Annotated in this window: 13 protein-coding genes; all 13 read left to right on the top strand. The window is 40.2% G+C overall.

Annotated features, from left to right (window positions below; all coding sequences use genetic code 11):
• The first annotated feature begins 125 nt into the window (after positions 1-125).
• The 13 genes from F986_RS02420 to F986_RS02355 all read left to right on the top strand — a co-directional run bounded on the left by F986_RS02420 (position 126) and on the right by F986_RS02355 (position 13,262).
• Entirely contained in the window at positions 126-428 is a 303-nt protein-coding gene (locus F986_RS02420) for a hypothetical protein (RefSeq protein WP_004691615.1), read from the top strand.
• Between the two features lie 3 nt (positions 429-431).
• Positions 432-899, top strand: coding sequence for a hypothetical protein (locus tag F986_RS02415; protein WP_004691613.1), 468 nt, complete (start codon positions 432-434; stop codon positions 897-899).
• 119 nt (positions 900-1,018) lie between these two features.
• Positions 1,019-1,483 carry a hypothetical protein gene (locus F986_RS02410; RefSeq protein ID WP_004691612.1) on the top strand — a complete coding sequence of 155 codons (465 nt, stop codon included), beginning with the start codon at positions 1,019-1,021 and terminating at the stop codon, positions 1,481-1,483.
• The gene (locus tag F986_RS02405; RefSeq protein ID WP_004691610.1) at positions 1,480-1,980 is read left to right on the top strand and encodes a hypothetical protein; all 501 of its coding nucleotides are present in this window, start codon (positions 1,480-1,482) and stop codon (positions 1,978-1,980) included. Before F986_RS02410 ends, F986_RS02405 begins: the two co-directional genes overlap by 4 nt.
• Positions 1,981-2,220: 240 nt before the next feature.
• Entirely contained in the window at positions 2,221-4,140 is a 1,920-nt protein-coding gene (locus F986_RS02400) for a hypothetical protein (protein WP_227555160.1), read from the top strand.
• Positions 4,141-4,148: 8 nt separating this feature from the next.
• Positions 4,149-6,779, top strand: coding sequence for a lysozyme family protein (locus F986_RS02395; RefSeq protein ID WP_004691608.1), 2,631 nt, complete (start codon positions 4,149-4,151; stop codon positions 6,777-6,779).
• Positions 6,776-9,301, top strand: coding sequence for a hypothetical protein (locus tag F986_RS02390; RefSeq protein ID WP_004691607.1), 2,526 nt, complete (start codon positions 6,776-6,778; stop codon positions 9,299-9,301). The genes F986_RS02395 and F986_RS02390 overlap by 4 nt, the downstream gene beginning before the upstream one ends.
• A 57-nt stretch (positions 9,302-9,358) precedes the next feature.
• The gene (locus tag F986_RS02385; protein ID WP_017396910.1) at positions 9,359-9,958 is read left to right on the top strand and encodes a hypothetical protein; all 600 of its coding nucleotides are present in this window, start codon (positions 9,359-9,361) and stop codon (positions 9,956-9,958) included.
• Positions 9,959-10,014: 56 nt separating this feature from the next.
• On the top strand, positions 10,015-10,518 hold the full coding sequence (locus tag F986_RS02380) for a hypothetical protein (protein WP_004691604.1): 504 nt from the start codon (positions 10,015-10,017) through the stop codon (positions 10,516-10,518).
• A gap of 40 nt (positions 10,519-10,558) precedes the next feature.
• The gene (locus F986_RS02375; protein WP_004691603.1) at positions 10,559-10,780 is read left to right on the top strand and encodes a hypothetical protein; all 222 of its coding nucleotides are present in this window, start codon (positions 10,559-10,561) and stop codon (positions 10,778-10,780) included.
• 27 nt (positions 10,781-10,807) lie between these two features.
• Complete coding sequence (locus F986_RS02370; RefSeq protein WP_004691602.1) at positions 10,808-11,239, top strand: hypothetical protein; 432 nt, start codon at positions 10,808-10,810, stop codon at positions 11,237-11,239.
• Between the two features lie 27 nt (positions 11,240-11,266).
• Positions 11,267-12,016: a hypothetical protein gene (locus F986_RS02365; protein WP_004691600.1), complete on the top strand. Its 750-nt coding sequence runs from the start codon at positions 11,267-11,269 to the stop codon at positions 12,014-12,016.
• 80 nt (positions 12,017-12,096) lie between these two features.
• Positions 12,097-13,262 (top strand): IS3-like element ISAba22 family transposase gene (locus F986_RS02355; protein ID WP_085940844.1). Its coding sequence is split into 2 segments (ribosomal slippage): positions 12,097-12,355 and positions 12,355-13,262, totalling 1,167 coding nucleotides; the frame shifts between segments, so codons are not numbered across the junction.
• The last annotated feature ends 28 nt before the right edge of the window (positions 13,263-13,290 follow it).

The following is a 13,290-nucleotide window of genomic DNA, read 5'->3' as shown; positions in this document are numbered from 1 at the left end:
GGAAATGGAGTAAAAATAGGTGTTTTGCACTCTCCCTCGCGCGCGCGCGCGTTTTGTTGGCAAATATACCCATTTTTTAAATACTTGAATCGTTCCCTAATGAAATAAAACTTATGGGGACAAACATGGGGATTTTTGTTGAGCTCAATAATTTTGGAGCATCAAAAAGATTAATTTTTCTTAAGGCTGCGATTCATTACGGCGCACCTAATTACATGGAAATGATTCGGGAACTAAAAGAGCACCATGAAATGACATGTGAAAAGATTGCTTTCATGCTTCCAGTTACGAGTGCTAGTACTATTAACGAATGGGCAAAAGGTGGCAGACCAAACTATGAAGCTGGCGAAGCATTTGTTGAATTATGGAAAACTTTTACTGAAAAAACAGATCAAGACATCCCTCGAATTAATCACTGGAGAATATGATTGATGATTAAGCAGCCAGCGTATAAGCCCCTAGATTGTAATGATATGGTGAGGTCAATTCAGCTATGCAATGGGGTTGAATATTTAATTGATGAATTCCAGAGGGAAATTAACTGTAAAGAGCCCAACCAGTTATATGAGTTAAGCTATCAAATGCAATTGTTGAAAATAGCTGATAATTTGGAGGAATTAATTCATAGATTAACCTATTTGGCTGACAAGAATAATAAAGAGTTCTATTTTCAACATTTATTCGCAATCTTAAAAAGTTTAAGTACGGCGCCAAATGTATTGATTATCACGGCGTACTATCTTGATCCAACTAAAGAGTTTAAGCGGATGGTAAATCGAAATACTTTTGATATAGCAATGGGTGAAATTGTTAAAAAGATTCAGTTTATAAAACCTGTGCTTCAATCACTTTCTGTTGGACGTAAGTCTGGTGTCAGAAATATTTCTCACTATGTTTAATAAAATTTGGCCATACGAAAAAGGAGCAATTTGTGCTCCTTTTTTTAGATGTATACACCCATTTTTCTGCATAAACAGATCTATAGACTTAATGTATCTTAGTAGAAAATGAGTTGAACATGACTGATATCATCCCCCCTGAAAATAAGGAATTGTTGGCGCATATCTTACGTGGAGCAGAGGAAGAAATAGCTCATGTAGTGAATGTTCAGGAGAAAGTAGCGCAGTTGCCACAGCTTGATATTCCTGTATTTAACTACTTCGCACCCAATATCTATATGCGCCAGATGGATGCTAAAGCTGGCACGCTGATGGTCACTAAGATGCACAAGACAGAACACTTTCTCATTATTTTAAAGGGGAGCGCATCAGTTTTAGATAATGGTGAATTAGTACATTTTGAAGCACCACAAATTATCAAGACTAAGGTTGGGACTAAGCGAGTTATTTATTTTCATGATGATAGCTCTTGGTTGACAGCTCACCCAACTACAGAGACCGATCTAGGCGTGATAGAGGAGCAATTGATTGTTCCTGAGCACGAAATTAATCAATTTTTAAAAAGTATTGAGGTGAGTGTATGACATGGTTTGCAGTAGCCGCAGCCGCAGCCGCGGTAGCAAGTGCAGCAATTACTGGTTATTCGAGTTATCAAAATAACAAAGCAGCAGGTGAACAAGCTCAAGCGGATGCGAATGCTGAAAAAGCTCGTGGACGGTTAGAGGCCGAGCGCATCCGTAAGGAAAAAGAAAAAACACAGTCCGCTGCACGTGCTGCTTTGGCTCAGAATGGACTAGATGTGAACGAAGGTACAGCACTGGTCATTAATGATGAAATTGAACAGGCTGCAAATTACGATGCGAATATGGCTGAAATTACAGGCTATAACTCGTCACAACGTTTAAAGACGCAGGCCAGTCAGTTTAAAAGCAATGCAAATACGGCAGCAGCAACAGGTGTTTTAAATGCTGTTTCTGCGGGTGCTGATGGCTATAACAAGTATGCCGCATCAAAGAAAGCTCCCGATCAGGCCGCTATCAATACAGCAGCACCGCCAAAGACAACCGGGGGCTGGAAATAGTCAAAGCATATTAGTTTTTGATCAATAATCAAGGAGCATTAGCTCCTTTTTTTACATCTAAATACACCCATTTTTTGAAGGTTAATACTGTCCTAAATTGATTCTATTCAATAGATTTAGAAGGATAAATTAATGGCTAAAATTCCTATGGGTAATTTTGGTAATGCCATGCCTCAAGTTGGTCGTATCCAGATGCCGCAAAATCAATCGGGTCAGATGATTGCAGGTGCATTGCAGAATATGTCCCAAGTTGCACAGCAGCAGCATGAAAGAGAAAAACTTGCACAAGAAAAGCAAAAGATAGAGCAGGATAAGAAAGACAAAGCTGAGCTTGCATTGCAATCCTCTAAGGTTGGGGCGGACATCAGTGTAGTGGATGATGATCTTTTGCTTAAAATGCAAAGTGGTGCAATTGCCTATGATGACGCCGTAGTTCAACGTCAAAAGAGCTTAGAAACAATCAAGGGTCAGTACAAAGACCTAATCCCTAAACAGTTTGAGCAGAACTTTAATAATTATTTTGAGCAGCATTCTTACCAGAGTGCATCGAAGTATTTGCCGATCGCGCAGAAGTCCGAGCAGCAGCAGGCAATTGTAAAGTTAAAGGATATGAGAGAAAACTATCTCAAGAATCCTAATGCTTCAGAACAAGAAGTCTGGGGTGGTTTGTCCCTGTATGCACAGTCAAAAAATTTACCTTTAGCTCATGTCCAGGACACTTTTAACGAGTATAAAAATAATCGCGCTGGCAATGATGTATCCACATTTTATTTAGGAAATAAGTCAGATAACGAAAAGCTAAATGAACTATCCACTCCCGAGGCTGTAATAGCAAAGCATCCTAATTTGACTCAAGAGCAGGCTGTCTACTGGAGTGGGCGGGTATCAAGTCAAATCGATCAGAATAACCGAGCGGTTGCCTTACAGCAAAAGCAGTTAGAAGATGACGCCAAAGATGCTGTTAATGAGATGAAGGCGGATATTGAAACAGGTTTGATCCCAAGTGAAGACGTGATTAAATCCCGTTTAGCACGTGTTAAGGGTACAGGTAAAGAATCTGAGTTTGTTCAGTACAGCGGGGCTTTGGTTGAAGTACAGCAGTTCATGAGACTGGGAGCGGATGAGCGTGAAGCTTACCTCAGTAAAAAACGTTCAGAAGCTCAAAATACGGCGCAAGATAATGCTAAAGACGTGAGCTGGAAGTTAAGCCTTCTGTCTAAAACGCATGAGAATATGTTGGGCTATGAGAAAAATAACTCATCTCTAGCATATTCAATTAAGACTGGACAGGAGTTAACACCAGTACCAACGACCTCAATTATTATGGGAGACCCTAAAGCAGTTGCAGCATTATCCAAAAATATTAAAACGATCCACGCTAGTAATATTATTGACGGTGTAAATGGTTCACTTAATCCACTTTCTACTCAACAGCAACAAGAATTGAAGGATTACTGGGGTAAGGCAAAGCCTGGAGACAAACTTACTCTTTTGACCAATCTATTTACAGCCAGTGCAGGAAACGCTAATGCCTCACGCGATATGATCAAAAGCATTGCCGGGGATAGTGGGGCCTACCGCTTGTCTGCCTCATTGGGTCGCAGAGGACTAAATGATATTGCTGGGCAGATTGTCACAGGACAGGATTTGCTGGATAAAAATCTGGTCAAAGTTGATGACAATGCACTTAGAGCCAGTACGGCGAATTATCTATCAGGTGTTACCTCTCCTGGCAAGCCAGACTTTGAAATTTATTTAGAATCAGTGAAGGCTAATTATGCCTATTTACTGCAGAAGTCGGGACAAGTAGCCGATTCAAAAGGAAGTATTTTAAATAAATCTATTGATGAAGATTTATTTCATAAGGCTGTATTAAACGTAACTGGTGGAAAATATACCTCAGGCGGTTTCTTTGGTTCGAAGTCAGTTGTATTGCGACCACATACTGTTAATGAAAAATCCTTTGATGATCAGCTAAAAACTTTCAATTCAAGTAATGCACGTGCATACGGCGGTTCGGATAAAGATTTCTTTCTCGATTTGCCATTGGAGCAAGATCCTCATAATCCATATAAATACTATTTTAAAAATGGTGCCAAGTACGTCATGGATGTGAATGATAAGCAACGCAAAAAACGTTTAACTTTTACGGTTCGATGAGGTGATCTATGGATTTTTTAGCAGATGATGAACTCACATTAAATCAGGATGATCCACGATTTAAACCAAAAAGCCAGCGTGGTGGCTTTGCCGATGGTGCCTTAGGGACTCTTTCTGGTGTTGCAATGGGGACCATTGAGGCCGCTACAGCACCAGATGCATTAATCCGAGGTGACAAGAAAGCAGCTGCCCTAAGAGCACAAAACCTCGAGATTTTTAAACCTGATGACTTAGGAGGAGTAGGGGAGTTTACTTATGGTTTAACTAAAGATTTTACTCGTATTGGTTGGAACGCCGTGACTACACTTGGTACTGGTGGTGTACCTGGATTAGCACTTAATTCAGGGCTTTTTGGCTATCAGACTTATGAGGCCGAAAAATCAGACTTAATCAATAAGGGGGCGGATATACAAACAGCTCGCACCGGTGGTGCGGTTAAAGGGGTTGCAGATGCTTTGGGTTTTGCTATTCCTACCCATGGTGTGTCTAAGTCTGTAATTGCTGACGCCGTAGCTACTACCGCGCTGGCTACTGCAGCGGGTTCAGCCGGTGACTATATCGAAGGTTCATATTTAGAGAACAATGAAAATAAGAAGGTCGCTCAATACGGCGAAGCATTAAAGGAAAATGCATTAAGTCCGTCCACATTGGCAGCAAACGGCGGGATGGCCTTACTACTCAACTTATGGGCGAATAAAGGGCGATTACGGCCAGAGCAGATTAAAGATCATAGTAATGTAGATACCATGAATGATGCAGCTCATATACAGGCCAACATAGAGCATGCAGAAGGCACGAATCCATTTAGCCCAACTAATGCAAAAGAAGCCAATTCACATTTTGATGCTTTAGACAGTGCAATGGAGAGTGCATTGAATGATGAGTTGGTCAGCTTAAAAGCACCAGTGAGCGGAACACCCAAAGCAATCGTAACGAGCACACCAGTGGTACCAATAACAGGTACACCGAAGGCTATTGTAAGACCAAGCGCTATCAATACTGATGAACATAAAGCGCCAGTAATAGCGGAGCTTTTGACTAATCCTGTATTTGATAAAAAACCTTGGACAAAAACGATTGTTCAGGAAGCCTCTAAACGAGGCATTAATCCAGTGGATGCCTTAATCATTTCCCATTTGGAAACTGGTGGCACTTTCAGCACTTCAATCCAGCCAAAGGACAGAAACGGTAAGTTACTATCGTCCGCTACCGGCTTATTCCAGACTTTGGATAGCACCTTTGCCCGTATGGGAGGTAAAAATAAGTTTGATGGTAATGATCAAATTAAAGCGGGCCTGAATTACTACGAGCACAATGCCAAGGTTTTCCGCAGCCACTTTAATCGAGATCCGAATGGCCTAGAGCTTTACTACCTGCATTTCTTTGGTGAGGGTGGTGGACCAGCATTTTTAAAGGCTAAGGATAATGAGCTTTTTGTTGATGTGGCCACACGCTGGAGTAAAGGCAATCAGAAAAAGACTGCAAGACAGATTGCAGAAGGTATCACTTCAAGTCATCAATTCAATGGTATGACCGTAGGGCAGGTAAAGGCCAAATACGAAAAGCGCTGGAACGATATAGCTAAACTTTATGGTGATGTCGGTTCACAAAGTGCAGCACATCCTACCGAAGTCCGAGGGAGCGAATCAGAGTTCCCACAGTTTGAGTCTGATATAACTGCACCACCTGCTTACAAGTCCCAATCTGATGCTGAAGTTGAAGCAATGCCTTTTGTACTCAGTGCAGATGAGCATAGTGTTAAGTCACTCCAGGAAGAGTTCGAAGCCCTATCTTCTCCATTGACCAAGGAGGATCTGGAATACCTCAAGGCTACGGCGCATTATCAGTATTCGGAAGGAGGTGCTTACCGAACGCCGTATGTTGAACCTCAGGTCGACTTATCTGGCCCTGGTAATAGTGCCAGTCGTAATTTGGATACATTGGACTCTGATCTTTACCAGCTTGAGCCAGAACAACAACGCGTTATTCTTCCAGATCCAGAATCGAACACTTTAGATATCAATACCAGAACATCAGGTTCAAATATTCCGCAAAACTCAATTGTTGATGGTGTAGACAATTGGACTCCGACCAGATCGCAAAACTATCTCAAACGAGAGCGTTTAATGGAGGATGGGGGAATTATTCAAGAGCTACACAATAGTACTTCTAATACGACATTCCAGCGCCAGATTAATCAGGATGGCACCATTAGCCCGGTAAAGGCTACACGTAATGGGAATGATCTATTTGCCCATCCTGCTAATGGTAAAGCTGATAGTCCTGAATTGACTGCGGTACAGCATAAAGCTACTCAGGCATTAGAACGGGAGTTCTGGAAGCCTAGCAAGTCCAAGGTTGATGGTGCACCGGACTTAACCAAGTCTAGTAAAGGGGAATATGGCGCATTCACTGACACGGCAGACGGTAGGGAAGCAGTTTCAATTCTAGAAGCAGATCCCGATATGGAAGTGACCTTTACGCGCCTGGATGAAAACGGGAATGAAGAAATTGTGACGATGTCATCCCGAGATCTATTGGACTATGTCAAAGAGCAAGAAGAAATCGCAAAAGATGAAATTCAGGCAGTGAAAGCATTGGCAAGCTGTGCATTAAGATATGGGAGTGAAGCAGCATGAGAGCAGAATGTAGAGAGCAGGTCGCAAAGGCCTTAGGTAAAAAAAGACTTAGTGCAGCAGATAGTAACCGCATTTCATCATTGTATATCCGCGCGCAAAATACATTGGCTAGAACTGATTCTGATTGGATTTTTAAAAGCCCAGCTGAACGTGCTGAAGCTATTGCTCAGAAAACAGCTTCGGATCTCGCCGTGCAGATTGCTAAGAATAATCAGAATATTGCCAGAGATGCTGTCATTAAAGCTCAGATTCAAACTGAAATTTATAACCATCCAAAATTAAACCCTGTTCAGGCATTAATGCGGAAGATTGCTTATTTCTCGGATCAAAGCGGTATTCAGTCTATAGAAAAGCAGTCACAAGCTTTACATAGTCGCTGGATGTCCTTAGTTGCTGATGTATTTACCAAAACTCAAGAACGGTTTGGAATGTCAGTGAACAAAGCCATGACTGATGACATTATCAGGGTCATGTTTGGTGGCAAGTCTGATAATCCTGAAATTACTGCAATGGCTAAAGAGGTCAGTGCAGCTTTAGAAGAAATGCGCTTAGCATTCAATCGTGCAGGCGGAAATATTAAGAAGCTGGACAATTTTGGCTTTATGACTTCGCACGATCAGAAAAAGGTTGCTTTAACTGACCAATCTGAATGGGTAAATGATGTTTTAGCTGGTGCGGATCGAAATCAGTACGTCAAAGATACTGGCGAGCTTATGGATGAGTTAGAACTTAAATCCATGTTGGAGGAGATCTATAAGACTATCGCTACCAACGGCGCAAATAAAGATCTTCATGTGCTAAATAAACAGACCAAAGCAGGAGCATCACCAGTAGGTGGTCGCTCAAAAATGGCAAACCGACACCAGGAAGCGCGAGCATTGCATTTTAAAGATGGTGATGCTTGGTTGGCTTACCAGAAGAAGTATGGTACCTACAATGAAGCCGGCTTTCATGAAATCCTGAAAAACCATACCCAGCGTATGAGTACTGAAGTAGCCATGATGCAGAACCTTGGATCCAATCCACGTCATACATTTGAATCGTTGCTGGATGAAGCTAAGATAAAACTTAAGGCTGATCCAGATAATGGATTAAAACACGGCGAGATTGATAAGCAGGCTCACCGGGCTATATCAATGTATAACACCCTCGATGCTAATACCCGGGCGATTGATTCAACCCTAGGAAATGTCATGGGTGGTCTTCGTGCTTTAATGGTGGCATCTAAATTAGGTGGAACCACATTAACGACCTTTGGCGATCATGCTAGTATGAAGAAAGTGGCTAATATGCTGGGCCTGTCTTATACCAAATCCATCCTCCCTGAATACATGAAGCAATTGAAACAGGGTTCCACACGTGATGAGGCATTACGATTCGGTTTAGGTATTGGCGAGATGGCAGGCTCTATGACCCGGTTTGGTGATGCTGATATTGTCAGTAGTGCCACTAAATCAGGCCGTTTTAATGCACGTATGCAGGCTTTTGCTGCAATGACGATGAAACTGTCAGGACTGAACGCCGTGACCGCAGGAGCGAAACGAGCGTTCAATCTAGTGCATATGAATAAGCTTGCTGAGTTGACCCGTAAAACAGATTGGAAGGATCTCGGTGCAGATGATCTTAAGATCCTACAGGGGAATGGCATTACCGAACGCGATTGGCAGTTATGGCAGCAGCTGGAGCCAAGCAAGCGTGAAGATGGAACGGCGGTACTTACTCAGAATGATTTCTTCAATGCCTCTGATGATGTCATTAAGCAGTTCTTGCCAGAGGATAAGCATAACAGTACAAGTGCGATTGCTGACTTTCGATATAAAGCAGCAATGAAGTACCAGACTCATTTATTCAATGAGGAATCTGTGGCCATCATTGAGGCTGGTGTACGTGAGCGTAGCATTATTAATCTAGGTGAAGCCGGTACCATTCAGGGTGAATTAGGCAGAACACTATTCCAGTTTAAAGGCTTTCCTTTGGCATACATGTTCCGTATTGGTCATCGTGCCTTTGCTCAAGGGGACATTAAGAGCCGAGTGACATTCCTAGTTTCGCTACTGGCTTATCAAACTTTAGCAGGTGCATTGATCGTTCAGACTCAGAACTTGGCCAATGGTAAGAATCCAGAGCCTGTATTCACGATTGACTTCTTTGGTAAGTCACTCCTTAAAGGTGGGGGGCTTTCCTTCCTGGGGGACATCATGTCTGCACTTTCAGATCCAACTGGTCGAAGTGCATCAGACTTTATCAGTGGCCCATTATTAGGCCAAAGCATGAAGTTGGGTATGCTGTTAACAGGTATGGGTAACAACATCATTGAGGGGAAAGAATCTACCCGGATGATGGAAGTGGCCAATACCCTGAAGAGTAATATTCCATTACAAAATCTTTGGTACAGTAAACTGGTCGTAGATCGAATGCTGTATTCTAAAATGCAGAACATGATTGATCCTGATTATTTACCAAGAACACAGCAGCGTCTGGAGAACTTAGGTAATAGTTACTGGTGGGATTTATCAGAATAGAATTAGGAGCTTCGGCTCCTTTTTTGTTGTATGGTGATTAATTAACACACTTTAAAAATGAAAGAAATGAATAAATTTTTATTTAAGGTTTTAATGTTTTTGACATGCTTTAGTGCATTTAATTGTATTGCTTTAGCAGCTTCAGAAGTTGATATAGCTGACATCTTTAACTCTGATGGGACGCCTAAAGAAGGGTCTATTAATGGGGTTAAATTTATTTCAGCTAAAGAGAATGGATTACTAACTTTAGCTCTATTTGATGGTGAGTCTATTCCAAACAAGAGTGGTGATAATTACTGGTTTTTAAGCTGTAACTCTTACAAAGATAGTTACAACATGAATGCCGTTATATGCGGAGCACAGAGAGGGGAATTCAGAATTTTGTTGGGTTCGTTAGGATATATAATTGAAATGGAAGATAAGCCAAGAGGTGGAGGGCGCTATATAGTGGCATTTGATAAGGAGCCTAGTTTTGAGGCAACTTATCGTATTATTGATAAGGTCGAAGTTAAAAAATTCTTAGCCAAAATGATCGATTCCAAAAAGATGCAGTACTCTTATAAAAATGAGAAAAATAAATATATTTCTAATGAAAGAAAAATTCAAAATACTGGTCTAACAATTTCTCTTCTCAAGGATATGAGAGATTATTATTAAATTAGTTTAGTCAAAAATTTCTGAGAATTACCTGCAGTCATAGGATCAAAAATAGAATGATTTTAGATAGAGAGTTACAGCGAAAATTATTAACGAACCTAAGTGAGGTATATCCTTTTAGATATGATTTTTCAAAAGACTTTCAATACGGATCTGTGGATTATGAAAAGGCCGTAGCTAATCTTTATTATTTACAATCTCATGGTTTAGTTACAGATAAGAGCGTTTTTGTTTCTCAATCACTCGGTGGGCGTGGACAAGTACAATTTGGCTCGGCAGAAATAACGCATAAAGGAATGGACTTTTTAGCAGATGACGGCGGACTCTCCGCAATTCTTGGTACAGTTACGATCAAATTTGAAACCGAGCAGCTTAGAGCCATTCTTGCTGCAAAAATTATGATTTCCGATCTCAGTCCCGAACGTAAAGCTACTATGATTGATGCTATTAAAGAACTACCTGCAGAAGGGTTAAAGCATCTAACAATGAAAATTGTAGATGCTGGTTGGGATAATATGGATTCTCTCATGAGCCTTATACAGAGTGCACTACCATACTGACTCCCCACATTTGTGGGTATAGTTTAAGGGGTAATAGCTGATGACCTTATATATCTCAACACCTGAGTTATTGAAGCGCTATGGAATTACTAAAGGTACTTTGATCAGCTGGCGAAATAAAAAGAACTTTCCTGAGCCAGTGATTAAAGCGCATGGACGCTCAAGCAGTCGTTACGGGATCAAAGCAGTTGATACCTGGGAAAGAAACAGTGGATTGCTTGAATCACTTGAAATACAGCCTCTGATAACACCACATTCATAATTTTAGTAGAAAAAGGAATTTCGCATCATGAAGAATATAATAGCATTCTCTTTAATGGCTCTCATGAGCTCAGTCTCTTTGGCCACCCCAATTACACTTCAGCATTCGAAGACCAGCTATGTGAACTCTGGGATCTGTTCCGCCGTGGTGGATGTGACAATCCATGATTTTCTTGGAACCTATGACAAACTGTATTTAGACCTGGTAGCAAAGGACAGATCCGGCAGAGTGCAGGGGACTTCGGAAAATGTAATAACCTACGGCGATATACAAAATCTTCAGGGTAAAGCATTTGGAAATGTTTTTCTTGAATCTGAAACAATGTGTGGAGCAGATCGTACTTGGACAGTTCAGGTTAAGCGCGCCGTCTTGGTTGTAGATGGTAAAAGAGAGGATTTGCTAAAGGCTAAAAAAGTTCATATTGATGATTTTCAACCAATGAAAATCAAAATTAATTAATAATATTAATAATTTATTGGTATGTTTATGCAAATAATAAAAGATAATTTGGGGATGGTTCTGATCACTATCATCTCTATTTCATATTTATATTTAAGCTGTAATTTTATAATTAATTTAGATGAATTTAATTCATTGAAGCTAAATGAGAAAGGAGATTTTTTAGCTGGTGTTTTTTCTCCTTTAGCTTTTTTATGGTTAGTGTATGGGTATCTCCAACAAGGGCGCGAATTAAAGCAAAATACCGAATCATTACGTCTTCAAGCCACTGAATTGAAAAATAGTGTTGAGGAACAGAAAAAATTAATAAAAATTCATGAGAGTGATCAAAAAGTTCGGCATGAACAAGCTAAACCAATATTAGAATTTGAAGGTTTACATTTTGATCCTGAACAAGTAGTGATGGTAGAGGCCAATCCTTTTACTGGAGAGCTCGGTTATGAGCATAAACAGCAGGATATAAGCTTTCATTTAAAAAATTTAGGATCATCTATTAAGAAAATAAAAATTTTTAGGAATGAAAGTTTAATTGAAAGTATTACTTTGCTGGAAAAAGGTGCAAAAGAATTTATCGTTATTTATTTAACAGATGAAGAACAAGATAATTTGCATAAGAATTCTAATTTGGAACTTCAGTTTATATTGTCTTATTTGGATATGCTTGGATTAGAACACTCAGAACTCTACCATATTGGGCTTAATGATCGATGTGAAGATGATGATGGTATGGCTTATTACAAATGCCACATAAGAAAAATTTATATATCTCCTAATTAATTGGTTTATAAAACTGATGTGTGCTGAAAAAACAGGAGGTTTTAACTTGGTAAACTAAACACACTCATCAGGAGTTTACCATGAGCAAGAAACACAAGACTTACACCACAGAATTTAAAGCTGAAGCCATCAAATTAATTGAAGCCAATCAAGGCAATGTCTCGGAAACAGCTAGACAACTTAGCATTTCAATGCAAACTCTTTCAAATTGGAATACCAAAGCAAAGGCTGGAACTTTAGCAGGTACAAAACAGTATTCACCTGATCTAAACGCTCTACTCGAAGAAAATAAAAAACTCAAACAACAGCTCAAAATAGCTGAAATGGAACGTGAATTTTTAAAAAAGGCAGCAGCGTACTTTGCCAAAGAAAGTCAGTAAGGTACGCCTATATGAAACAAAAAAGATATTCTTTTCCAATTACCTTAATGGCTCGATTACTTCATGTTTCAGTTTCATGTTTTTATGATTGGCTCAAGAGAGGCGTGAGCAAAAGAACGATTCAACGAAATCAACAGACGATATTGGTGAAAATAGCCCATGAGGAGACCAGGCAGAGCTATGGTTATATTCGATTAACCAAATACTTACAAGCTCAAGGTATAAAAATGAGTATGTACGCTGTACGTCAGATAAAAGCGCTGAACCACCTGTATTGTAAGCGACACAAGCGTTTTAAAAGGACTACGAATAGTGACCATAATCGAGCGATCTATGAAAACCTGCTGGAGCAACAATTCTCAATGACTAGACCAAATCAAGCATGGTCAAGTGATATTACGTACATATGGACTGTTGAAGGATGGCTGTATTTAGCAGCGGTAAAAGACCTTTACACGAAGCAAGTGGTTGGCTATAGCTTAAATGAGCGCATGACAACACAGCTTGTTTGTAATGCGCTAAATATGGCTATTCACAATCAAAAACCAACCAAAGAACTGATTGTGCATTCAGACAGAGGAAGTCAATATTGCAGCCATGAATATCGAAATATACTTGAGCAATATGGTTTTCAAGGTTCAATGAGCAAGCGCGGAGACTGTTACGATAATGCACCGATTGAAAGCTTTTGGGGAATACTGAAAAATGAGTTAGTGCATCATTACAACTATCAAACCAGAGAAGAAGCCAAAGCAGATATTATAAAATACATTGAGTTATTTTATAATCATCGAAGAATTCAAAAGGGTTTGGGTTTTAAGACACCAAATCAAATGGCCGAAGACTTTTATAAGTTGGCTGCCTAGAATCTCCCAAGGGAAAGTCTCCTGATAA

The sequence above is a fragment of the Acinetobacter johnsonii CIP 64.6 genome (assembly GCF_000368045.1).
Lineage (GTDB): Bacteria > Pseudomonadota > Gammaproteobacteria > Pseudomonadales > Moraxellaceae > Acinetobacter > Acinetobacter johnsonii.
Note: the sequence above shows the minus strand (reverse complement) of the source record. Positions and strands in the feature narration are given on the sequence as shown.

Coding starts and splice junctions, on each gene's coding strand:
- F986_RS02415 (WP_004691613.1), top strand. CDS start 432: ATGATTAAGCAGCCAGCGTATAAGCCCCTAGATTGTAATGATATGGTG.
- F986_RS02375 (WP_004691603.1), top strand. CDS start 10,559: ATGACCTTATATATCTCAACACCTGAGTTATTGAAGCGCTATGGAATT.
- F986_RS02410 (WP_004691612.1), top strand. CDS start 1,019: ATGACTGATATCATCCCCCCTGAAAATAAGGAATTGTTGGCGCATATC.
- F986_RS02405 (WP_004691610.1), top strand. CDS start 1,480: ATGACATGGTTTGCAGTAGCCGCAGCCGCAGCCGCGGTAGCAAGTGCA.
- F986_RS02380 (WP_004691604.1), top strand. CDS start 10,015: ATGATTTTAGATAGAGAGTTACAGCGAAAATTATTAACGAACCTAAGT.
- F986_RS02390 (WP_004691607.1), top strand. CDS start 6,776: ATGAGAGCAGAATGTAGAGAGCAGGTCGCAAAGGCCTTAGGTAAAAAA.
- F986_RS02385 (WP_017396910.1), top strand. CDS start 9,359: ATGAAAGAAATGAATAAATTTTTATTTAAGGTTTTAATGTTTTTGACA.
- F986_RS02420 (WP_004691615.1), top strand. CDS start 126: ATGGGGATTTTTGTTGAGCTCAATAATTTTGGAGCATCAAAAAGATTA.
- F986_RS02400 (WP_227555160.1), top strand. CDS start 2,221: ATGTCCCAAGTTGCACAGCAGCAGCATGAAAGAGAAAAACTTGCACAA.
- F986_RS02370 (WP_004691602.1), top strand. CDS start 10,808: ATGAAGAATATAATAGCATTCTCTTTAATGGCTCTCATGAGCTCAGTC.
- F986_RS02395 (WP_004691608.1), top strand. CDS start 4,149: ATGGATTTTTTAGCAGATGATGAACTCACATTAAATCAGGATGATCCA.
- F986_RS02365 (WP_004691600.1), top strand. CDS start 11,267: ATGCAAATAATAAAAGATAATTTGGGGATGGTTCTGATCACTATCATC.